Raw genomic sequence first — 23,139 nt, forward strand, 5'->3', positions numbered from 1 at the left:
GCAATTATATCGTTTATATCGCCATAATTGATAGTCTCACCTTTAAAAACCGTCTCAAAAAAACTACAATCCCCTTTATAAAAGAACATAAAAAGGCTATCACTTATGAAAAGCAAGGCGAATCAATCGCAAGGTATGCTGCTATTCAAACTCACGCTTTCACAACGGTTTGCTATTGGCACCTTGAAAGTTCGTGAGATCGTACCTTTCCAGCCTCTCACATCTATCCCCTATTCTCACCATCATGTTTTAGGTACCGCAACCATAAGAAATATGGCGATACCAATTATTGATATGGCAGCAGCGGTTGGATTTCGTCCGCTACAAAAAGAAGAGCTTGATAGCTGTTATATCATCATCACTGATTGCATGCGTACTGTTGTTGGGTTCGCAATCAGATCTATCGATAAAATAATAGAATGTGATTGGAAAGCAATTGAAGCCTCTCCACCAACCGCTGGTTCTAATGTTTTTGTTACTGGTATTACACGAGTTGAAGATAAAATCGTTCAATTACTCGATGTTGAGCTGTTACTATCAAAAATCTATCCAGAAGATACTTCTAATTTATATCCTATCTTAGCGGACGTTGAGAGAGAGAAGCTAAAACCGTTAAACATACTATTAGTTGATGACTCTTTTGTTGCACGTAAACAGCTTTCAACTGCACTCGACAGTATTAATATCCCTTATGATGTTGCAACAAACGGTTTAGATGCTTACGAAATACTTAAAAAAGCTTCGGATGAAGGAAGAGCATACAATATAGTCGTTAGTGATATAGAAATGCCCGGGTTAGATGGGTATGAATTGGCTTTTGAGATTCAAAATGACAATCGACTAAAAGATGCTTATGTCATTCTTCATACCTCACTTTCAAGTGAGATCTGTGTAGAGCAAGCACACCAAGTCGGTGCTCACGAAGCCCTAACAAAATTTGAAGCGACGGAATTAGTTCAAGCGATGCTGCGTGGTGCAAACCACAACAACCGAGCTGCTTAATTAACCTACGCATACAAAAATAACTTACACATACAAAAAACCGCATTACCTTAGGATAATGCGGTTTTTTATATTTTTGTTTATTACTTAAAATTAAAGAATTAAAAGTACAGACGAATTACCGATACAGCTACACACCCAGGGCGACGACACTTTTCGATTTCAACTTTAACTTCTGTCTCAATCTCTAAACCACGCTTGATTGGTGTCACTGACATCAGTGTGCTTCTTGCACGAATACGCTTACCCGCTTTAACTGGATATGGGAAACGCACTTTATTTAAACCGTAGTTAACAGTCATTTTCGCTGTTGGAAACAGTAAGTTATCACTACCAACGTTATCTGTTAGTTTTGATAACATAGAAAGCGTAAGAAAGCCGTGTGCGATAGTGGTTTTAAAAGGGGATTCTGCCGCTGCTCTCTCTGGATCCGTATGAATCCATTGTGGATCTTCTGTCACTGCACCAAAACTGTTAATTCGCTCTTGATCCATTAATGACCAATCGCCAACGTGAATTTCTTCACCTAAACGAGCTGTTAGCTCTTCAAAAACGGTTTGTGTTTCTAAATTCATTTCAATTGGCTCAGGCTGAACAGCTTCTTGCGCCTGTCCATTAACAGTACGTTTATGCTCTTTAACCCACGAAATAATGTGAATATTGTTGGCTTTATTTAAAAATTCAATCCAGTAATCATATATGGTCGGTGACATCCAGTCTTTCAACTCGAACGGATGTTTCGCAAGATATTCACGCTTATGCTTTAGAAAATCGACAACCTTCATAGAGAAACCTTATTTGATATCTAATCGTAAAAACAATGCTTAATAGCCAGATTGCGTAATTGTGTTACACATCACGTTTTTTTGCAAATCTTTTCCTAGCTTACACTTGTTCGCTGTAATCAACTTTTTCTTTATTAAACAAATAACTATCGATAATGAACACTGTTCAAAAAAAATCCATTATGAGAAGTAATGCTCATATTTCAGCAAAAACATCATAGAAAGGCGTTAAAATACACACTAATTCCACACTTATTTTAGTGGCTATTATGCTCTAATTATGAGTTTTCAATCGCATTTCTGATAATTCATGCAAATTAGTTTAGGTTAAACATTCTTAAAATCAATAAAAAACCTCAGCAATAAATACAGAGGTTTTTCAAGTAACTCGAACTTATTTATGATCATCAAACGATCAAACATTTCTTGTCGTTATTAATTATCCGCGATAATAACGCTGAGGAACAAATGGCATCTTCTCAACCGTCATTGGAAGTTTCTTTCCTCTTACATCAGCAAATACTTCAGTGCCAAGGCTCGCAAGATCGGTTCGTACATATGCCATTGATACAGGCTTCCCTGCTGTTGGCCCCGCTGTACCACTCGTTACAATGCCAATTTCATTATCATCCGCATCATAAAGCTTACATCCTTCACGCACAGGCGCTTTAGTTTGCCCAGCAAGACCGACACGTTTACGATTTACATCTTTTGTTTCAATCTGCTTTAAAATAACATCAGCACCAGGGAAACCAGCAGCACGTTCACCATCAGCACGACGGTTTTTACTTATTGCCCATAAAAGGCTAGCTTCTACTGGTGTCGTTGTCGTATCTAAATCATGTCCATACAGACACAAACCACATTCTAAGCGTAATGAGTCACGAGCACCTAAACCTATCCATTCCACTTCTTCAAATGAGGTTAAGGTCTCTGCTAATTCTGCTGCTTTATCATTTGGTACTGATATTTCATATCCATCCTCGCCAGTATAACCAGAGCGGCTGACATAGCATTCAATACCATTGATCTCTACCACAGCAGTATCCATAAATAGCATATTAGCCACAAATGGCTGAAGTCGTGACAATACGTCGGCAGCTTGTGGGCCTTGAAGTGCTAATAAAGCTCTATCTTCAATAACCTCTATTTCGACATCAGAAGGTAAATTAGCTGCTAAGTGCGCAATATCTTGTTCTTTACACGCCGCATTTACTACGACAAACAGATGATCACCAAAGTTGGCTACCATCAAGTCATCCATAATGCCGCCATTATCATTAGTAAAAAATGCATATCGCTGTTTCTGAGAAGGAAGATCGATAATATCTACAGGAACCAAAGCTTCTAATGCCGCGGCTGCATTTTTTCCTTTAAGTCTAAGTTGTCCCATGTGCGATACATCAAATAAACCAGCGGCATTACGAGTATGAAGGTGCTCTTTTTTTACACCAAGTGGATACTGCACAGGCATTTCATATCCTGCAAATGGCACCATCTTTGCGCCAGCTGCTACATGAATTTCGTAAAGTGCCGTTTTATGTAATTGTTCTGACATTCTTCTATCTCCATTTGCCGATGTATGGCTGAATTTGTCGTTATAAAAAGTGTTGAGCTATGTTTCTATTTTGCTGTTACCCAAAGAATTTGAGCATCTTCTTTACTGATTGATATTAATACGTGTCCCATACTTGCGTCGTAATAAACGCTATCTCCAACCATCAAATTTACTGGTTCATAAAATTCACTGTAAAAACAGACCTCACCTTCAAGTACTAATAAAAACTCTTCACCATCGTGACGAACCCATTCTGCATACGCATCAAAATCTCTAGCTCGAATTCGACTTTTAAAAGGCACCATTTTTTTATTAGATAATTGCGTGGCAAGTAACTCATGTTCATAGGTTGCTGTTGGATGAGGCTTACCTTGATCTGCTAATGTAATATCCCGTCGCCCTGCCGCTCCTTTTATTTTCGGCGGTTCAAAAATTTGTGGGATATCAATATCCAATCCCGTCGCTAATTTTTGTAACGCTTGAAACGTAGGTGAAATCTGTTCATTTTCTATTTTTGACAAGGTTGAACGCGCAAGTCCAGTTCGCTTACTTGCTTCTTCGAGTGTTAAACCAAGTTGAATTCGTATGTCTTTTAATCTTTGACCAAGATCTAATGGAGCAATCGGTTGCTCTTCGCCATTCTTCTCAACTTTAACGATTTTAGCTTCCTGCATGTTTATTTTTTCTGCGCTCACATAGCGCTCCTTGTGCTTATGAATCATCCAAATTGCTTTATTAATATTCACTTTACTGAAAGAAATTGCGAGATAAAAGGAAACAACAATGTCTAAATAGTGCGCTAGGTAGCAAAAAAGGAAACAAAGTTTCTTATTGGAAACTTCATCGTTGAATGTTGCATTTCACACTTGTATGTTTATCGAATGTAATGTGATGGCTGTTATTAATACAGATAACACTCTATTTGGTTTTATTTTATACAATTTCGCTTAACGCTATTTGCTTAATGCAATTCACTCTGGAGAAGTATCATGGAAAAAGATCTTAAATTTACAGCAAGCCACGAATGGGTACGTGACAATGGAGACGGTACAGTAACGGTTGGTATTTCCGATCACGCTCAAGGTCTACTTGGTGACGTTGTATTTGTGGACTTACCTGATGTTGATGATGAAGTAACCGCCGGTGAAGGATTCTCACTCGTTGAATCAGTTAAAGCTGCATCGGATATTTACTCACCAGTAACTGGTGTGATTGTTGAAATCAATGAAGAGCTTGAAGACAGTCCAGAGCAAGTAAACGAAGAACCGTACGAAAGCGGTTGGATTGCTCGTATTAAGCTTTCTGATTCATCTGAGCTAGAAAGCCTAATCCCGAGCGACACTTATCTTGAAAGCCTAGACGAAGAATAAAAATCACAAAAAGGATTAAGATAATGAGTCAGCTTCTTCAACAATTAGGCACGGATAACGAATTTATTCGTCGCCATAATGGACCTGCTTCTTCTGAACATCAGCATATGCTTAACACAATTGGTGCTGAAACGTTACAACAATTAATTGAAGAAACCGTTCCAAGCTCAATTCGTTTGCCTCAGCCAATGCAACTCCCTCATGGTTTATCAGAAAATGCCATGCTTGCTGAGTTAAAACAGATCGCTCAACAAAATACACTCAATACCAGTTATATCGGCCAAGGGTATTACAATACTCACACACCTAATGTGATTTTACGTAATGTTTTGGAAAACCCGGGCTGGTATACCGCTTATACTCCTTACCAACCTGAAATATCTCAAGGTCGTTTAGAAGCTTTATTAAACTATCAACAAATGGTGATGGATTTAACCGGACTTGAGATTGCTAACGCTTCCCTACTTGATGAAGCAACGGCAGCAGCAGAAGCTATGACCCTATGTAAGCGTGGCGGAAAAAGCAAAAGTAATCTCTTTTTCGTTGCTGATGATGTACACCCACAAACCTTAGCGGTTATCAAAACTCGTGCAAAGTTCATCGACTTTGATGTGGTTGTTGATAATGAATCAAATCTTGATTCTCATGATGTGTTTGGTGCCCTACTGCAATACCCGGGCACAACCGGTGAAGTAAAAGATCTTACTGATCTTATTGCTCAGGCTCATACCAAGAAAACACTCGTTGTTGTTGCAACCGATCTGTTAGCGTCTGTCCTACTTAAACCTGTTGGTGAGATGGGTGCCGATATTGCGATTGGTAGTGCGCAGCGCTTCGGTGTGCCAATGGGATACGGTGGTCCTCACGCCGCATTTATGGCGACACGTGAAAAATTAAAACGCTCAATGCCGGGCCGTGTCATTGGTGTCTCGATTGATTCTAAAGGCAATCAAGCACTTCGTATGGCAATGCAAACTCGTGAGCAGCATATTCGTCGTGAGAAAGCGACATCGAATATTTGTACCGCTCAAGCATTACTGGCGAACATGGCTTCTTTTTATGCCGTGTATCATGGTCCAGAAGGGTTAAAAACCATTGCTCGTCGTGTCCACCACTTTACGGCTATTGTGGCAAAAGCATTACAAACAGCAGGGTTTGAGCTAGAGCACCAACATTTCTTTGATACCTTAACCGTTAAAACTGAACAACAGACAGATATTTTGTATACAAAAGCGTTGGCTTCAAGTATTAACCTACGCAAATTTGATACAAAATTAGGGATCAGTTTTGATGAAACAACCACGGTTTCGGATCTCGTTACTCTATTAGCGGTATTTGGTATCGATAACGCGGAATGTGAAACTTTATCTGCTGAAGTAGGAAAAGATGAATTTGCTGCCATTCCTAAACATTGTCAACGAACGTCTTCCTTCTTAACTCATCCAGTATTTAATACGTACCATAGTGAAACACAAATGCTACGTTATTTGAAAAAACTGGAAAACAAAGACTTCTCTTTAACTCATGGCATGATCCCACTAGGCTCTTGTACCATGAAATTAAACGCCGTTGCAGAAATGCTGCCTGTTACATGGCCAGAGTTTGGTGGTATTCACCCATTCGCACCACTAAACCAAGCTGCGGGTTATACAACACTAGCAACGTCACTAAAATCCATGTTATGTGAAATCACAGGTTATGATGAGTTTTCATTGCAACCAAACTCGGGGGCTTCTGGTGAATACGCAGGTCTAATTGCGATTCAACGTTACCATGAGAGCCGTGGTGACGCTCACCGTAATGTTTGCTTAATCCCAAGCTCTGCACACGGTACTAACCCTGCCACTGCATCTATGGTATCAATGAAAGTTGTCGTGGTTAAATGCGATGAAAACGGCAATATCGATATGATCGATCTCGCTGAAAAAATTGAAAAGCATCAAGAGAATCTATCAAGCATCATGATCACTTACCCTTCTACGCATGGCGTATATGAAGAGCAAGTACGTGAAGTATGCGATATGGTACATGCAGCTGGTGGTCAAGTGTATCTTGATGGTGCCAATATGAACGCGCAAGTTGGTTTAACAAGCCCAGGTTTCATCGGCTCAGATGTATCTCACTTAAACCTACACAAAACCTTCTGTATTCCACACGGTGGTGGTGGTCCGGGTATGGGTCCTATTGGTGTTAAATCACACCTTGCACCTTTCCTTCCGGGCCACACTGAAAACGGTGTTCAGGGAACGGATTATGCTGTTTCAGCTGCGGATTTAGGCAGTGCCTCTATTTTACCAATATCATGGGCATACATTGCTATGATGGGTGAAATGGGTCTGACTGAAGCGACAAAAGTGGCGATATTAAATGCCAACTACGTAATGGAACGCCTACGCCCTCACTACCCTGTGTTATACCGTGGTACCAATGGTCGTATTGCACACGAATGTATTATTGATATTCGTCCATTAAAAGAGACGACAGGCATCAGTGAAGAAGACATTGCAAAACGATTAATGGACTTTGGTTTCCATGCTCCAACCATGTCATTCCCAGTTGCTGGAACCTTAATGGTTGAGCCAACGGAATCTGAAGACCTAGCGGAACTGGATCGTTTCTGTGATGCGATGATAGCGATTCGTGAAGAGATGAATAAGGTTGAGCAAGGTGAATGGCCATTAGACAACAACCCACTTGTTAATGCGCCACACACACAAGTCGATTTAATGTCTGATAGCTGGGAACATCCATATACTCGTGAAGTAGCATGCTTCCCATCATCACAATCAAAAGATTCTAAATACTGGCCTACCGTCAACCGTGTAGACAATGTATATGGTGATCGTAACTTGATTTGTTCTTGTCCAAGCATTGAGAATTACGAAGAGTAACACTCACCACTAACAACCTATCTATATAAAATAGACAAGCATATGTTTGTCTATTTTTTTATCTAAAAAATGAATAATTCCTTTCCCTTTTGTTACGGTGAAATAACAGTAATCATGATGTAACTCACTAATTTATAAACAAAAGATTTTATTTTTAAAAATAATGATAATGAGCACAAATTAATACTAGCAAGATGATAACCTGTATGTCAGAATCCATCGCTTTTTTATGCTTGTTTATTAATACTTTACATACAATTTATCTATTGATAGCATGATTTTTCATTGTTGAAACCGTTAGTTTACGGGTCTTTTCAATATCTCGACAATGTAATCAATTATTGGAATTTCTCATTTGAAAATAGCTTTAAATCTTAATTTTGTTAGTAGTGCGCTATCAGGGTTAACCTCTGTGTTTAAACGTAAGAATTCGCAGTCTTCATCACGCTCTTACATTTATGATTTATCCGCAATTGCATTACTTCTTTTACCTCTAACGTTATCGAACGCAACTGCAGTTCTACTCGGGCATTTATTTAACTTTTTTGAATTTAAAGAACTTTCAAGCCTCCTTTTTCATTTATCGAATTTATTAATTAACATCTACCCACTCTCATTTTGTGTCATTGCAGGGTATTACTTATCGCATAAAACAACCTTTAGTAGCGCGACGTTTATCATCTACTCTTTAGCTTTGTTTTATCTGCTTTCAATAGAAAACGGAAGCCTGTCTACGCCCTTCTATTTTCCGAATAATCCACTACTTGCTCTCTTAAGTGCTCTGATCACATTCATGTATTGCACTCGCTTTAATCTACAACAACTAGAGCCACAAGCTTTGGATTTTTCTTCTCGTTTGTTTAAGCACGTATTTCACTTTTTTACTTTCATAAGTGCTGCTTTCTTACTGTCTAAGTTAATGGTAAAAGTCATTAATTACATGACGGCATTAATCGGCCACATGAGTGCTGACCCTTTAACTTTTACAGGTGGGTTAATTTACCAAACCATTCTTGGGTTATTAGGTGCAATTGGCATTAATGGCCACAACATGCTATTTGCCGTTAAACAGACCATCTATTCTGAAACACAACAAAACATGGCAGATTGGGCAGCAGGTGAAGCCACATTAAATATCATAAACCAAGGATTTTATGATGCATTTATGTCAATGGGTGGCTCAGGGAACTCCATCAGTTTATTACTTTGTATTCTTCTATTTTCAAAAGAAAAAAATCATATAATGTTAGCTTTGGCAGCTTTGCCATTGGTTATGTTTAATATCAATGAAGTTTTGCTGTTTGGCCTACCGATCATTTTTAATCCATTACTGATCGTCCCATTTGTGGCATTACCATTAATCAGTTTTTTAATTACTTATTTAGCTATCTTTTCAGGGGTAATATCTCCAGTAGTTAATATCGTTAACTGGATGACTCCACCATTATTTAGTGGTTATGTTGCAATGGGCGAAAGCATAGAAGGCTCAATATTACAGCTTGTTATTATCATTGTAGGTATTTTTGTGTATCGTCCTTTTTATCTTGCGTTTGCAGGAAAATACGCATTAAATCATCCGTCAGCAATGACCAATACAAACATAGAACAGTCGATTTTTAAAAGCCTATTAGATAATGTTAGAACCTCAGCAGCAACGAGTTTAAAGCACTCTTCAGCTCAACAGCGTTTATCACGTATGCTGCACGAAGATGGCTTTGTAATGCATTATCAATTACTTCAATCTGTTATTGAGAAAGATGTTATCTCTTTTGAAGCATTATTGCGTTATCAAGATCGTGACGGAAATTTATGCCCACCTACCTTTATTAGTGATTTTCAACTGCTTAATATGATGCCAACACTGGATAAATTGGTTATTGATAAAGTCTTAACTGATATGCAGAAAATGGATCTCAATGAAGACCGACGTGTTGCTATCAATATTTCTGTCGCTTCCATTGAAGAACATGGTTTTGCAGAGCATGTAATTGATCGTTTAAAGTTCTTTTCAATTCCACCACACTGGCTAGAAATTGAGATAACAGAAGAGGCTATTTTAAGTGATAACCATAATCTGCTGAGTACATTAGAGATCTTAAAGTCCCATGGAATTAAAATCGCTATGGATGACTTTGGAACCGGTTATGCTTCGTTCCCACATCTACTAAAATACCCATTTGATAAAATTAAGTTAGACCGCTCTTTGTTATTAGATGCTTCTACAACTAAAGGTAAACAGTTATACCAATTAATCGCTCAAATGGGTGATGTAGCAAATTGTGAAGTGGTAGCAGAAGGCGTTGAAACAGAAGATGAATTTAAATTTGTTGCCGAGTGTGGTGTTGATAAAGTACAAGGCTTTTTGATTGCGCGACCACAACCGCTTTCTGAAGCGCTAAAATTAATAAAGCGCAACGATCAGATTGATACCAATCGTAATAAATAACGAGTCATTTTAGCTGGTTAAAAGACTTGATAACTGCGTTAGAGTTTTTGATTGTAGAGTAAAGGACTATTCCTCATAGTCCTTTTTACTACCACATAACTAGCACAGCAGCGATTGCTATCAATATTAACGCTAACATATCTTTTCTTTTTATCCCCTCTTTTAACCAAAAGAAAGAAATCAACATAGTAAAAAAGACTTCAACTTGGCCTAAGGTTTTTACTAATGGCACCGTTTGTAATGACATGGCACTAAACCAACCAAGCGATCCTATAAAGCTAGCTATACTGGTCATAACAACCAATTTAGGCTTTATAAACATCGCCTTAAGTGTATTGAAATCCCTGATTAAAAGATAAGAAACAAGCGCAATAGTTTGAAATAAAATCACCAAGAATAAAACCCAAGCGGCACGATGTGGAAATGGCAGTGATAAGGTTAAACTCGCCTCTCTTATCCACAATGACGTTAACGCAAAAGAGGTACTGCACGCCAAACCTATGATTGCTGTTTTGAATGAAATACTACGAAGGCCATCAGGGCAACTTAATAAGAAGACAGCAACCGCGCCTATTGCCACCCCTAACCAACCAAATAAAGATAAAGACGTACCAAAGAATAAAACACCAAGAAAAGCAGACACAGGAGCTTCACTCTTTGCGAGTCCGGCTCCAATGGCAAAGTTTTTCTGTTTAAACAATACCACCATCAAGCCTGTGGCGATGATCTGCATTACTGATGCGCCAATAATGAAAAAATACGAATACGCCGTAAAGCTTGGTAAATTAACAGGCTCAAAGTAATAAAGAAGCCACAGATATATGGCAGCTAATGGACCGGCCCACAAAAATCGTGACAGTGTCACGCCTGTCACATTCAACTCTTTACTTAATCGGCTTTGAAACGCATTCCGCCATGATTGGCTAAACGCGGCAAGTAACGTAAATAATATCCAACTCACACATCATCCTTTATGAATCACTTCCCTTTCTCACATGATACATAAGTGAACCTCTATAGATAGTCGTTGTGAGTGATTATTTTATACTTTTACCATCGCTCTATAATCAGAAGGGGTATAACTGGTTTTATTCTTAAATACACGATAAAAATAGTTCACATCTTGAAAGCCACAACGTGTTGCTACCTCAGTTAAACGGAAGGTGTATTTCTTTAGCATAAACTTAGCGCGTTCAATTCTCACCCATGTTATATAATCAGCCAATGTCATATGTCCTTGTTGTCTAAACATACGCGATAAATGGTTTGGTGAAATATTAAAACGATTCGCAATCGTGGTTCTATCTATGCTTTTATGGAAGTTCTCTTGAATATAAATGCAAATTCCCTGATACAGATCTTCACTGCGTTTTTTAGGTGATACTGTTTCACTTGGCTCACCTAACATGGATTTACTGTAACTGAGTAACGCAAGAAGCAAATACTCGTCGATCTGTTTTTTGTTCGGCTCACGAGCTAACGCATTTAGCGCTTCTAAAATATTATCAATAGCATGACCTGTACGAGTCTGAATACTGTACTTTTGTACGTCGTAAAACCCCTCCTCCCCTTTACGCTTACTCACTAAGCTAAAGCCAACTTGTCTGCGACCAAAGAGCAAACTAAGTACAGAGCAATCCTCACTCCAATCTGGCTTATTCCAGCAGTTCGGTGGGATATACAAGGCGTCACCAGCCATGACTTTAACTTCAGTAATACCAAATTCGGGATCTTCTATTTGGTTTCGGTATTCACCACTAATCACCAATTCTAGACGAGGAAAGTTTACCTGATAACAACATGCAGGAGGCGTTACTTTATCTCCAGCAAACCAGATCTGATTAAAGCTTTCTCTCTCAGCCAACAAGGCCTCTAAAACGGTATTAAATACTAAATCCATGATAACCACTTTACGAAAATAACCGCATTTTTATCCACTTTAATAATCAAGTGCATGATTACTATTGATAAAAACCACAATGAGAAACACACCAAACAATCATGTAACTCTTTATTTATTAAATATTTTTTTGATTTGTATATTATAGATATTTCGTTTTATAAAAATAAGAGCTGAATCACACTTGCTGACAGATGTTACAATAATCCAGTAAATGTCTTTCTCGCACACTTACACAAAGCCCTTATTCCATTCAAACTGTCCCTACATAAGTAACCCATCATTAACAGGGAATATTTCATGATTACTGACTTAATCAATGAACAACTCATTTGTTTAAACCTGAAAGCTCAAACTAAAGACGACGTTTTTTCTGAAATGGCTGAACACTTGTTCCAACAAGGCCGTATCAGTGATAAACAACAATTTTTAGCGGATATCTACGCTCGTGAAGAGTTAGGAAATACCGGATTTGAAGAAGGCGTTGCCCTTCCTCATGCTAAAAGTGCGGCGGTTATTTCTCCTGCTGTAATGATTGGTGTTAGCAAAGAAGGCATCGAATACGGTGCTGAAGATGGTCTTCCATCTCGCTTATTCTTCATGATCGCCTCACCAGCAAATGGTGCAGATCACCACATTGAAGTACTTGCAGAACTGTCATCTAAGTTAATCGAAGACGGCTTTATTGAGAAATTCTTAAACACGACTTCTTCAAAAATGGCACTTGAATTACTGCTTCAAAAAACTGACGAAGCAGAAGCTGTTGAAGCGAATAAAGGGTTCTTGATTGGCGTTACAGGTTGCCCTGCAGGTATTGCACATACTTACCTTGCATCTGAAGCGCTTGAGAAAGGTGCTGCTGAATTAGGTTATCAAATCAAAGTAGAAACCAATGGCTCTATTGGTGTTAAAAATAGCCCAACAGCCGAAGAAATCGAAAAAGCAGAAGCGATCATCGTGGCTTGTGATAAGCAAGTGGATCTGAATCGTTTTGCTGGTAAGAAATTAATTCAAACAGGCGTAAAAGCGCCAATTAAAGATGCGAAAGGGTTAATTACTCAATCACTTTCTCAACCACCTTTTGTGGCTGATAACTCTAATGCATCATCTGAAACAAAAGACAAAGCATCACAAACTCGTTCTGATCTATACCGTTACCTAATGAATGGCGTATCTCACATGATCCCATTCGTTGTTACTGGTGGTCTATTGATCGCACTGGCTCTAGCGCTTGGTGGTCAACCAACAGAAAGTGGAATGGCCATTCCTCCTGGTAGCCTATGGAATAAAGTGCTTGATGTTGGTGTGGTTGCCTTTACTTTAATGATCCCTGTTTTAGCCGGTTACATTGCTTATGCGATTGCTGATCGCCCTGCTCTTGCTCCTGGCTTGATTGGTGGTTGGATTGCAAACAATGGTTCATTCTACGGTGCCGAAGCAGGTACTGGTTTCATTGGTGCTATCATCGCTGGTTTATTAGTGGGTTACTTCGTTAAATTTGTTGCCAACATTAACTACAACAAATTTATTCAACCGCTAGTTCCTATTATGATTGCTCCTATTGCAGGCTCTCTATTTATCTCAGGTCTGTTTATCTTTGTTATTGGTGCTCCAATCGCAAGCTTAATGGATTCATTAACTGCGCTACTTACTACAATGAGTACAGGTAACGTTGTATTACTTGGTATCGTACTGGGTGGTATGGCTGGCTTTGATATGGGTGGTCCATTCAACAAAGTAGCATTCCTATTCTCTGTAGGTATGATTGCAAGTGGTCAAACTCAATTTATGGGTGCAATGGCGTGTGCGATTCCTGTTGCTCCACTAGGTATGTCTTTAGCAACCGTTATTGGTCGTAAATTCAATATCTTTGAAGAATCTGAAACCGAAGCGGGTAAAGCGGCTGGTGCAATGGGCTTAGTCGGTATCTCTGAAGGTGCGATTCCATTTGCAGCTCAAGATCCACTGTCTGTTATCCCTGCAAACATGCTTGGTTCAATCACTGCTGCAGTAATGGCTTTCTCATTTGGTATTACAAACAGTGTTGCTCACGGTGGTCCAGTTGTTGCGCTTCTTGGTGCAATGAACAAACCAGTACTAGCAATTGCATGTATGGCAGCAGGTACTGTTGTGACAGCTCTAGTTTGTGTATCACTTAAAAAGATGCGCCAGAACAAAAATTCTGCTCCTGTAGCTGCTTAATTGCTCTGACACTATTGACGACAATCCCCCTGTCGTTGATAGTGTCTTTCTAGTTTTATGACGAGTACATTATGAACGCATTAAAACCTCAAACTTTTTACCCAATGACCAACGTAATTCAAGATTATGCTTGGGGAAGTCACACTTCAATCGAAGCCTTATTTGATATAAAAAACAACACAGGTAAACCTCAAGCTGAACTTTGGATGGGCGCTCATCCTAATGGTTGTTCTGCGGTTACTGTTAATGGCGACTCTATTCTTTTATCTGATTTAATCAATCAAGATAAAGAAGCTTTTTTATCAAAAACAACAGCTGATGCCTTTGGTGAATTACCGTACCTTTTTAAAGTACTAGCAGCAGAAAAAGCCCTTTCTATTCAAGTTCACCCAAATAAACAACAAGCGGTTGATGGGTTTGAAAAAGAAGAAAAAACAGGCATTGCCCTAACGGCTTTCAATCGTAACTACAAAGATAACAACCACAAACCTGAATTGGTTTACGCATTAACTGACTATAAAGCGATGAACGGCTTTAGAGATTATCAAGAAATCGTCTCTTTGTTCTCTGCAATGCAGCTTCCAACTATCGCATCTTATGTTGATGACTTAACTCAGGAACCAAATTCAAACGGTTTACAACGTTTCTTTAAAGCGATTCTTTCTTTAGAAAATGAAACCAAAGAGCGTGCTGTTGCTGAGTTACTTGATTACGCATCAAGCAGCACTGATGAGCTATTTGTACTGCTTCAAGATCTTGCGATTCAATACCCGAATGACGTGGGTTTATTTGCTCCACTTATGCTTAATGTTATTACGTTAAAACCGGGTGAAGCAATGTTCCTAAGCGCATGTACACCGCACGCTTATATTCATGGAACAGGGTTAGAAATCATGGCAAACTCTGACAACGTATTACGTGCAGGGTTAACACCTAAATACATGGATATTGATGAATTAATGTCTTGCACTGAGTTTGTAAGCCAACCGCTTTCATCATTACTTACTCAACCAAATACGGTTGATGGTGGTATGAGCTACCCTATCCCTGTGAATGACTTTAAATTCTCAGTATTTACCGCAACAGATGCGTTAACGCTAGAAACCAACAGCGCAGAGATCTTATTCGCTATTGATAGTGATTTAACTTTAACTCACGAAAATGGTGAATCGGTAACAGTTGCAAAAGGACACTCTGTTTTTGTTCCTGCTTATGCAAAACGTTACTCGTTAACCAGCAATGGTAACGTAGCGAGAGCGTATAACTAAAGGGTCTAGGGTCTAGGGTCTAGGGTCTAGGGTCTAGGGTCTAGCAGAATGCTGGCTTGGCGGTTGTCGTTAAGCCAGCTTTTTTATGCCCGCAATTTACATTATTGCCGTTACAATAATTGACACATTGCATATAAAATTAAGGCTTGAAGTCCTTTAGGCTGCCTTGTATGTACCAATCTTTGACTGAAATCCTCAGATAATAAACTCCGCGTTAAATACGTCGCAGCCATGATCATCTCTTTGGTTGGTTTTTCAGGAAGCACCAAAGCAATAATGACATTCACATCTCCCATCTTGGATGCCCAATCAACTGGGTAATCACTGCGAATAATGGCGATTGTCGGTTTTTCTACATAAGGGGAAATAACATGTGGTAACGCGATCTGTTTTGCCATTGCTGTCGATGAACGCTCTTCACGCTTTATCAATGCAAGCAATAGCTCATCAGATTCTTTTGGATAGATAAGTTGAGACAATCCTTTTAGGATTTCAAACTTAGACAGTACGGCTTGCGCTTTTACGTAGTGGAAATCAACCTCACACTGAGGGGTTAATTGAGGGTAAGTATTGGTAATGGTTTCTGAGAAATCACACAATTTATCCGAAGCAACAAAATCAAACGTCGACGACAATAAATCCGTTAAAACAAAATTGGCCCACTCCGCATCCATACCCACGGTGATTAATTGACAAAAATCACCAGGACACAGACCGACTTGAAGTAATCCCAATGAACTTTCAGCGTTTGTGCTTCTATTTTGAGTAATATTATCGATATAAACCAAACTCTTAAACTTTTTAGCAAGACGGGTTAATTGACTTGCAACTTGAGGTGGCAAGCCCTGATCTTTTACAAAAAAAGTAATTCGGTAATCGATAGTATTAAGCTCCATTAGAAAAGGTATTTTTTCAGTATACCTTCAACATCCGTTAATATGGTTTCAATTGGGAATTGTTTTGAATTAATTCCTAAAAAACGGTTTTTATCTTCAATCTCGATATCCGATGCAATAATAACCAGATCAGCACTAACGATATCAACGGGTGTCAGTACATTTTCTACCCCCATTGCACCTTGTGTTTCCACTTTAATTGAGACGCCTAACTTTGCTGCCGCTTTTTTCAATACATCCGCAGCCATATAAGTATGTGCGATTCCTGTAGGACAAGCGGTAACTGCTACAATTTTCATTATTAACTCTTTTCTTATTACAATTTAAATGTTCGATATATATCTGTTATTTATGATAAATTGCTTTATATAAATGAATAAGGATGAAACTCACACTTTACCAATTAGGTTACAATAGTCCAGTAAATGTATTTTTTATCCAGTTATAAAAACCCAAAGATCAACTAAGATTACGCCCTATTACCGGTAGATAATGGAATTGTTATGGATATCACCTCTCTTATAAACGCCAATGTTATCTGTTTAGACCTTAAATCCACATCGAAAGAAGATATCCTTCAAGAGATGGTTCAAATTTTAGATGATGCCGGAAAACTCTCTAATAAAACGCAATTCTTAGCCGATGTATGGGCCCGTGAAGAGATAGGCAACACAGGTTTTGAGGATGGTATTGCTATTCCTCACGCAAAAAGCTCTGCCGTACTCACCCCTTCTGTAGCAATTGGGATCAGTCGCACCGGTATTGATTATGGTGCTGAAGACGGAGAACCTTCTGATATCTTTTTTATGCTCGCCTCAACTGATGGTGATGATAACCAACACATTGAAGCCCTAGCACAGATCTCCAGTCGTTTGATTGAAGATGGTTTTACCAATAAACTCAAAAAAGCCGACACAAAAGAAGAAATACTCGATCTTTTTACGGATATTATTCAACCAAGTACTGAATCAACCGACATTGAAAACACTCCTCCTCAAACAGAGAAAAGTGAGTTAACGCGTAAACTAGGTCGCACCAAAGAACATTTATTATTTGGTACATCACACATGATCCCATTCATCGTTGCTGGTGGTGTATTACTTTCCCTATCTGTGATGATCTCAGGTCAAGGGGCCGTACCAACAGAAGGTATTTTGGCAGATATCGCTCAAATGGGCATCGCAGGGTTAACGCTATTTACTGCGGTATTAGGTGGTTATATCGCCTACTCTATTGCAGATAAACCGGGACTCGCTCCTGGCATGATAGGTTCATGGATTGCAGTTCAACAATACAATACCGGCTTTTTAGGTGCGATCATCATTGGATTCTTTGCAGGCTTTGTGGTTCGCAGTTTAAAGAAAATTAAACTGCCTGAAAGTATGGCTTCGTTAGGTTCTATCTTTATTTATCCCCTTGTTGGCACCTTCCTCACTTGTGCAGCAGTAATGTGGGTAATAGGTGCCCCTATATCTAATGCCATGGCGGCGTTAAACGAATGGCTCGCTAGCATGGCAGGCTCAGGAAAAATCGCTTTAGGTGCAATTCTAGGTGCGATGGCCGCTTTTGATATGGGTGGACCAATTAATAAAGTGGCAACTTTATTTGCTCAAACTCAAGTGAACACTCAGCCATGGTTAATGGGCGGTGTTGGTATTGCTATTTGTACTCCACCACTGGGAATGGCACTGGCGACGTTCTTATCTCCAAAGAAATTTAAACGTGATGAACGAGAAGCCGGTAAAGCGGCTGGTATTATGGGAATGATAGGCATAACAGAAGGTGCGATTCCATTTGCTGCTGCCGATCCCGCTCGTGTTATCCCTGCGATTGTGGCTGGCGGCATTGTCGGTAATATTACTGGTTTTGTATTTAATGTATTAAACCATGCACCTTGGGGAGGATGGATTGTATTACCTGTTGTTGATGGCAAAATTGGCTACATTATAGGAACGCTTTTGGGTGCATTCACCACCGCCGCTATTGTTATTTTACTTAAGAAAAACGCGGTAGAAGATGATGAGCAGACACAACAAGAACTCGCTTTTGAATCCGTCAAAAATGAAGGTGAAGCCGACGTATTAGCAGTCACGGCTTGCCCATCAGGAGTTGCTCATACTTTTCTTGCGGCTAAAAGTTTAGAAAAAGCCGCTCATAAACTCGGTATTAAAATCAAAGTAGAGACCCAAGGCGCTGATGGTATTAATAACCGTATTACCCCTCTTGATATAAAAAACGCCAAACTGGTCATTTTTGCTCATGATGTGGCAATCAAAGAACCTCTTCGTTTTAAAGGAATGCGGACACTGGATATTGCCACCAAAGATGCCATGTATAGTGCAGAGCAACTGCTCAATGATAATTTAACGAAACATCACAAGCGTTTTTCAAGGGCGTAAACTAGTCAGGGTTGATTGTAATATCATAATCAACCCTTACCTTAAAACCGTTAATCATCTCCACACTTATTCAACATTTCCAACAATCAGATACACAGAATCTAAACCGTTTTCTGCTCGCCCATAAGACAGAATAATCGGCCCAATAGGCGTGTCTATCCCTCCAAACAATGAACCAGAGAAAATAAGCGGTGCGGAACTAACGTCTGTTGATTTCATTGACCATAAACCACCGTATTCTGCTGATGCTCCCAAATAAACCGCTGTTTTAAACATGCCTAAATCATTCTCAAACCAACGGTATCGATAAGTGAGGCGTCCATAAATTTTATTTGCACCAATCAAGCTATTTCGTGGCAAGCCTGATAAGTGATTAAACCCGCCAAGCTCAATCGGATTAACTGGAACCAAGTAATCATCGCTATTCGTTATCCCATATTCCGCACTACCAATGAAAGTGTGTCTTGCAATGCTTCTGGCAAATAACGCTTCTGCTGTAAATTCATCAATGTATTGTTCTGAATGATCAGAGCCATCTACATCTCGGCTATTTACCTTATCGAATGCATATAGGTAACGTGCATTTATTAACGAACCATGCGTTGGCAATGAAATACTGTCTAAACTATCAAAATTATATTCGAGCGTTGCGCCTAAGCGTTCATATTCCGTTCTCCCATACGCTGAAAGTCCGGTTAATTCATGGCTTCCTTTTGCATATAAGATCCCTGTTTTTAACTGCTGATCTTTTGTTGCTTCTACACCAAACAAAGCATCAACAGTAAAATCTCGAAGATTAACAGGATAAAAGCTCATGCTGCTGTTTGGCTCTTTATCTTCTAAACTGCTTGTTGAAATTGAACGTTTTTTATCGCTATACATCATGTTTGATTGCACAAAGAAATGATGATTTAAATAAAAAGGATAATGAATGGTCGTATCAAATATCTTATCCGTACCTAATTCAACATTTGTACGTAATTCAGCGCCATAATCGTTTAAATCGGTAAAATTAATTGAAGCACCAAGACCATATTGACTGTGCGTATCAAAATCTTCTTCTAAGAAAAAACGAAAATTTAAGTAATTGGGCCCCCACTCTTTCTCTTTGGCGGTTACTTTTAAAACATTTTCATTGTTATCTTCTTCAACTAAATAAGTGATGGTTTCAAAGCGATTGGTAGCATATAAAGCGTGAATTTTGTCTTCAATATAATCACTGTTAAGCGATGTTCCTTTCTCAAACTGAATAAAACGCTCTAGTTTGTCGCTCTCATAATGACTTCGATTTTCAACTTCCACCTTATCAATGATTGCGCCTTGAGCTAAGCGAACGTTAGCTGATTGCTGTTTTTTCCTGTTGCTGTATTGAGCATATTCATTAGGAGTAACCGCTAAAGATTTTAGACGTAATTTCTGCGTCATTACAGTATCGTAACCCTCTTGATACGCTCTTGGCATGCTTGAGAAATCCGTCGTTTCAATATCACCAACTCGAGGCTGCAATAAAATATCTTTATCTGTTAAAAATTCCGCTTGCTCTTGAGTACTGCGTTTAACCATAAAATTAGTTAATTGAGATGCCACATCAAATAACGAGCCTATCTGCTCTTTAGTCATATAATTTGAGCTAATATCCACCGCGATGACAATATCTGCCCCCATCTCTTTTGCGAGATCAACGGGCATATTGTTGGTTACGCCGCCATCGATAAGCAGCCTATCCTCAAACTCATAAGGTGGTAAGGCGCCGGGAACCGACATGCTTGCCATCATGGCATCAACTAAAAGGCCATGATCGATAACCACCTCTTCCATTGAAACAATATCAGTCGCAACTGAGCGGTAGCGAATAGGAAAATCATCAAACGATGCAACGGACACGGGATTACCAGAAGTTTCACGTAAAATCTTAAGCATATTTTGTCCTTGAATCGCTGATTTTGGTGATTTTACTCCCTCTTTTCTGATTCCTAATGATGGATTTATTGCAAATCTGTCTTCGTACTTTTTATCTCGACTATTTTTCTCTTCTCTGCCAACCTCATCTTGATAACCACTGTACCAATCTACGGTATGCAAATACGCTTCAATCTCAGAAGCCGATTTCCCTGTTGCATAAAGCCCACCGACATACGCCCCCATACTGGTTCCTGTAATAATATCTATGGGTATATTTAACTCTTCAAGCGCTTTTAATACGCCAATGTGTGCCGCCCCTTTTGCACCACCACCAGCAAGTACCAACGCTATTTTAGGGTGAGATGGTTCTTTTATTGGCTCTGCATATAAATACGGCGTAAAAAAAAATGTAGCTAAAAAAACAAACCATAAGTTCAAGCGAAAAACATGACGCATAATCACCATCCAGATAAGAATAATCATTAATTTTCATAAGAATATCAGGTTTAAAAAAGCAGAATTTGATCGGTGTAACGAAGTGATTAAGAGTTAAATGGTTTTAAGAATAAATAAAAAAGCGCTGAACATTTTCAGCGCTTTTATTTTAATATTGAATATACAAAAAATTATAACTCAACCTCATCGCATATAAATAAAACCTCAGTAGAGATTTGATACGTCGCCCCTGATTTCACCCCATCAGAATGCACTTTTATTTTCTCAAATAAATCAGGTACTAGTTTATCTTTTAGTGATTTGTGTAATCCATTAAGCGATTGACGAACAAAATCTTTGGTTAATGTTGCCAACTCTGCATGATCTTTTTGTCGCCACTGCCCTTCATCTTCTAAGCCCATGGTTTTATATAAACGCACATCCGCTTTCATTTTATCAAGAACACCCAAGTAATCTGTCGTTTGTGTTTTATCGTCTTCAAAGTAACGATCCAACGTCGCTTTACGGCTATCCTTAGATAAAAAGAACAGATAAATAGCGAGGTGTTTACTGGTTAATGGGATTTTCACCCCTGCTACTTCCACCGTTTTTTCTTTCGTTGAAATACTCACTCTAACTTGAGTGTTATTGGCACTATTTAACGCCGACACGGTTTTAGAAAATGAATGTGTTTCCATTTGATTAATAATGCACTCATCCACCTGACGACGCATGCGAACAAACGGAATTTCAGCTAACGTTACCGTCGCCTCTTTCGCATTAATGGCTTCCCCCTGCTTACCTTGAATAAAACAGTCAACAGGCGTTGGATAATAAAAATCGCTGACAAACTCAAACTCATCATCCACAAACACATGGCTTAACACATCTTGCTCACGACCATACAAAGACATGGCATAACCCATGTAAAATGCCATGGTTTTACGGCCGCCCGCAATAGAGGCGTGAATAGCCACCTCATTATCTTGAGTTAACAATGCCACTTTACGTGTAATAAAATCCGCCATAATGGATTGATCATCAACGCCTTTCGCATCCACAAGCGCATTGCCATTATCATCGGTAATCACCCAGATATGATCAGAGTTAAAAGCAATGGGCGGCAATTGATAATCAGCCATTAACTTATCCCAATACCCTTGTATGAACAGCCCTTCTTTAAGCGTCTGTTTTGAATTTTCGGTGGTAATAACATACACAACTTCAGGAATAGGTTTACCTTGCGTATACAGGGCGTAAATCGTCTCAGTTAATACTTGGGGACTGGCGCCAGTAACGGCGATAAGGATGTTTTTCATTAGAGCTCAAGTAAAGGAAATATTACAATTTAAAAAGAGGACTATTATAATCCTCATTCAAATATTAATAAAAATAATTCATCAATTAACCAATTGTTCTTCTATTCTTAGGCATGTTATCTATTAACAAATCAAGTAGAGCATCAACATTATAGTTATTTTCAGCTGAATAATACACAGGCTTAATAATATCAACACCTGTAGCCTCTTTAACTCGACTCTGTATCGATATTACTTGAGCGTCTAAAAACTCTTTTAATCTTTCTTTAGGTTTATTATTTAAACTATCCCAATGCCTTCCTTTCATTGCCATATCAGCTTGATTAATAGCAACTAGTACTCTTTCTCTTTGGATATTAGGAACAATAACTTCATTTATTAATTTGTAATTTGTCCCCATATCTCTATTTGAACCTTCAATTATTATTAAAACCATATCTATAAAACCATAATTATTTGAATCTAAAGAATATGTTTTATAAAGCAAATCAATAATTTTCTTACTATGTATTTGGTCTTGTTTAATTCCATCCCCCAATCCTGGGGTATCCCATAATCTCAAACAATCATTTAATGTATAACTGTTTAAACCCATTGTTTCAGGTTCGACACCACGACCTACTTCCGCTAAGCTTTTATTAAATATAGAGTTTATTGTTGTAGATTTCCCTGCTCCCGTAACCCCTGTTATCATTATATCTAATGGTGTAACATCCATTATCTTTATATTATTGTTCAAATCATGTTTTCGGTAGTTTTTAAACAT

17 protein-coding genes are annotated in these 23,139 nt (G+C 38.8%); 7 read left to right on the forward strand and 10 right to left on the reverse strand.

What is annotated here, in order from left to right:
• Nucleotides 1-105 precede the first annotated feature (105 nt).
• Nucleotides 106-1,002, forward strand: coding sequence for a chemotaxis protein (locus GNP81_RS13435; protein ID WP_155651938.1), 897 nt, complete (start codon nucleotides 106-108; stop codon nucleotides 1,000-1,002).
• Nucleotides 1,003-1,103: 101 nt separating this feature from the next.
• Here GNP81_RS13435 and GNP81_RS13440 read toward each other — a convergent pair whose 3' ends face one another.
• The 3 genes from GNP81_RS13440 to GNP81_RS13450 all read right to left on the reverse strand — a co-directional run bounded on the left by GNP81_RS13440 (nucleotide 1,104) and on the right by GNP81_RS13450 (nucleotide 4,019).
• On the reverse strand, nucleotides 1,104-1,787 hold the full coding sequence (locus GNP81_RS13440) for a MaoC family dehydratase (RefSeq protein WP_012535323.1): 684 nt from the start codon (nucleotides 1,785-1,787) through the stop codon (nucleotides 1,104-1,106).
• Nucleotides 1,788-2,226: 439 nt separating this feature from the next.
• The gene (gene gcvT / locus GNP81_RS13445) at nucleotides 2,227-3,345 is read right to left on the reverse strand and encodes a glycine cleavage system aminomethyltransferase GcvT (protein ID WP_155673773.1); all 1,119 of its coding nucleotides are present in this window, start codon (nucleotides 3,343-3,345) and stop codon (nucleotides 2,227-2,229) included.
• A 65-nt stretch (nucleotides 3,346-3,410) separates the two neighbouring features.
• On the reverse strand, nucleotides 3,411-4,019 hold the full coding sequence (locus GNP81_RS13450) for a helix-turn-helix domain-containing protein (RefSeq protein ID WP_196582694.1): 609 nt from the start codon (nucleotides 4,017-4,019) through the stop codon (nucleotides 3,411-3,413).
• Nucleotides 4,020-4,334: 315 nt separating this feature from the next.
• Between GNP81_RS13450 and gcvH the strand changes: the two genes are divergently transcribed.
• From gcvH to GNP81_RS13465, 3 genes are all read left to right on the forward strand, one after another.
• A complete protein-coding gene (gene gcvH / locus GNP81_RS13455; protein WP_012534636.1) occupies nucleotides 4,335-4,715 on the forward strand; it encodes a glycine cleavage system protein GcvH in 381 nt (126 codons plus the stop codon).
• A 23-nt stretch (nucleotides 4,716-4,738) separates the two neighbouring features.
• On the forward strand, nucleotides 4,739-7,606 hold the full coding sequence (gcvP, locus tag GNP81_RS13460) for an aminomethyl-transferring glycine dehydrogenase (RefSeq protein ID WP_155673774.1): 2,868 nt from the start codon (nucleotides 4,739-4,741) through the stop codon (nucleotides 7,604-7,606).
• Nucleotides 7,607-8,018: 412 nt separating this feature from the next.
• Nucleotides 8,019-10,052, forward strand: a complete 2,034-nt coding sequence (locus GNP81_RS13465; RefSeq protein ID WP_336495490.1) for an EAL domain-containing protein — start codon at nucleotides 8,019-8,021, stop codon at nucleotides 10,050-10,052.
• Between the two features lie 88 nt (nucleotides 10,053-10,140).
• On the opposite strand, the gene GNP81_RS13470 is transcribed toward GNP81_RS13465, so the two are convergent.
• Complete coding sequence (locus GNP81_RS13470) at nucleotides 10,141-11,013, reverse strand: DMT family transporter (protein WP_065624735.1); 873 nt, start codon at nucleotides 11,011-11,013, stop codon at nucleotides 10,141-10,143.
• An 81-nt stretch (nucleotides 11,014-11,094) separates the two neighbouring features.
• A complete protein-coding gene (locus GNP81_RS13475; RefSeq protein ID WP_005423022.1) occupies nucleotides 11,095-11,952 on the reverse strand; it encodes a helix-turn-helix transcriptional regulator in 858 nt (285 codons plus the stop codon).
• A gap of 300 nt (nucleotides 11,953-12,252) precedes the next feature.
• Between GNP81_RS13475 and GNP81_RS13485 the strand changes: the two genes are divergently transcribed.
• Nucleotides 12,253-14,154 carry a PTS fructose transporter subunit IIABC gene (locus GNP81_RS13485; protein WP_005423023.1) on the forward strand — a complete coding sequence of 634 codons (1,902 nt, stop codon included), beginning with the start codon at nucleotides 12,253-12,255 and terminating at the stop codon, nucleotides 14,152-14,154.
• Between the two features lie 71 nt (nucleotides 14,155-14,225).
• Nucleotides 14,226-15,422: a mannose-6-phosphate isomerase, class I gene (manA, locus tag GNP81_RS13490; protein WP_012535117.1), complete on the forward strand. Its 1,197-nt coding sequence runs from the start codon at nucleotides 14,226-14,228 to the stop codon at nucleotides 15,420-15,422.
• A gap of 110 nt (nucleotides 15,423-15,532) precedes the next feature.
• On the opposite strand, the gene GNP81_RS13495 is transcribed toward manA, so the two are convergent.
• Together GNP81_RS13495 and GNP81_RS13500 are read right to left on the reverse strand one after the other, a co-directional pair.
• Nucleotides 15,533-16,318 (reverse strand): PTS sugar transporter subunit IIA, encoded by a 786-nt coding sequence (locus GNP81_RS13495; protein ID WP_011263542.1) that lies wholly within the window; start codon nucleotides 16,316-16,318, stop codon nucleotides 15,533-15,535.
• Nucleotides 16,318-16,617 (reverse strand): PTS fructose transporter subunit IIB, encoded by a 300-nt coding sequence (locus tag GNP81_RS13500; RefSeq protein ID WP_012535273.1) that lies wholly within the window; start codon nucleotides 16,615-16,617, stop codon nucleotides 16,318-16,320. The genes GNP81_RS13495 and GNP81_RS13500 overlap by 1 nt, the downstream gene beginning before the upstream one ends.
• Before the next feature lie 204 nt (nucleotides 16,618-16,821).
• Here GNP81_RS13500 and GNP81_RS13505 point away from each other — a divergent pair, with 204 nt between their 5' ends.
• A complete protein-coding gene (locus GNP81_RS13505; protein WP_012534647.1) occupies nucleotides 16,822-18,717 on the forward strand; it encodes a PTS fructose transporter subunit EIIC in 1,896 nt (631 codons plus the stop codon).
• A 66-nt stretch (nucleotides 18,718-18,783) separates the two neighbouring features.
• Here GNP81_RS13505 and GNP81_RS13510 read toward each other — a convergent pair whose 3' ends face one another.
• From GNP81_RS13510 to GNP81_RS13520, 3 genes are all read right to left on the reverse strand, one after another.
• The gene (locus tag GNP81_RS13510; protein ID WP_196587355.1) at nucleotides 18,784-21,075 is read right to left on the reverse strand and encodes a patatin-like phospholipase family protein; all 2,292 of its coding nucleotides are present in this window, start codon (nucleotides 21,073-21,075) and stop codon (nucleotides 18,784-18,786) included.
• Nucleotides 21,076-21,245: 170 nt separating this feature from the next.
• Nucleotides 21,246-22,373: a CRISPR-associated ring nuclease Csm6 gene (csm6, locus tag GNP81_RS13515; protein ID WP_155673777.1), complete on the reverse strand. Its 1,128-nt coding sequence runs from the start codon at nucleotides 22,371-22,373 to the stop codon at nucleotides 21,246-21,248.
• A gap of 85 nt (nucleotides 22,374-22,458) precedes the next feature.
• Nucleotides 22,459-23,139, reverse strand: coding sequence for a GTPase family protein (locus tag GNP81_RS13520; protein ID WP_155656028.1), 681 nt, complete (start codon nucleotides 23,137-23,139; stop codon nucleotides 22,459-22,461).

Source organism: Aliivibrio fischeri (assembly GCF_009727955.1).
GTDB classification, from domain to species: Bacteria; Pseudomonadota; Gammaproteobacteria; order Enterobacterales; family Vibrionaceae; genus Aliivibrio; species Aliivibrio fischeri_A.

Excerpts from the sequence above, each read along its gene's own strand:
- GNP81_RS13435 (WP_155651938.1), top strand. The coding sequence starts at position 106 with ATGAAAAGCAAGGCGAATCAATCGCAAGGTATGCTGCTATTCAAACTC.
- GNP81_RS13475 (WP_005423022.1), bottom strand. The coding sequence starts at position 11,952 with ATGGATTTAGTATTTAATACCGTTTTAGAGGCCTTGTTGGCTGAGAGA.
- GNP81_RS13520 (WP_155656028.1), bottom strand. The coding sequence starts at position 23,139 with ATGTTTAAAAACTACCGAAAACATGATTTGAACAATAATATAAAGATA.
- GNP81_RS13485 (WP_005423023.1), top strand. The coding sequence starts at position 12,253 with ATGATTACTGACTTAATCAATGAACAACTCATTTGTTTAAACCTGAAA.
- GNP81_RS13505 (WP_012534647.1), top strand. The coding sequence starts at position 16,822 with ATGGATATCACCTCTCTTATAAACGCCAATGTTATCTGTTTAGACCTT.
- manA (WP_012535117.1), top strand. The coding sequence starts at position 14,226 with ATGAACGCATTAAAACCTCAAACTTTTTACCCAATGACCAACGTAATT.
- gcvP (WP_155673774.1), top strand. The coding sequence starts at position 4,739 with ATGAGTCAGCTTCTTCAACAATTAGGCACGGATAACGAATTTATTCGT.
- gcvT (WP_155673773.1), bottom strand. The coding sequence starts at position 3,345 with ATGTCAGAACAATTACATAAAACGGCACTTTACGAAATTCATGTAGCA.
- GNP81_RS13500 (WP_012535273.1), bottom strand. The coding sequence starts at position 16,617 with ATGAAAATTGTAGCAGTTACCGCTTGTCCTACAGGAATCGCACATACT.
- GNP81_RS13450 (WP_196582694.1), bottom strand. The coding sequence starts at position 4,019 with ATGCAGGAAGCTAAAATCGTTAAAGTTGAGAAGAATGGCGAAGAGCAA.
- csm6 (WP_155673777.1), bottom strand. The coding sequence starts at position 22,373 with ATGAAAAACATCCTTATCGCCGTTACTGGCGCCAGTCCCCAAGTATTA.
- GNP81_RS13440 (WP_012535323.1), bottom strand. The coding sequence starts at position 1,787 with ATGAAGGTTGTCGATTTTCTAAAGCATAAGCGTGAATATCTTGCGAAA.
- GNP81_RS13495 (WP_011263542.1), bottom strand. The coding sequence starts at position 16,318 with ATGGAGCTTAATACTATCGATTACCGAATTACTTTTTTTGTAAAAGAT.
- gcvH (WP_012534636.1), top strand. The coding sequence starts at position 4,335 with ATGGAAAAAGATCTTAAATTTACAGCAAGCCACGAATGGGTACGTGAC.
- GNP81_RS13510 (WP_196587355.1), bottom strand. The coding sequence starts at position 21,075 with ATGCGTCATGTTTTTCGCTTGAACTTATGGTTTGTTTTTTTAGCTACA.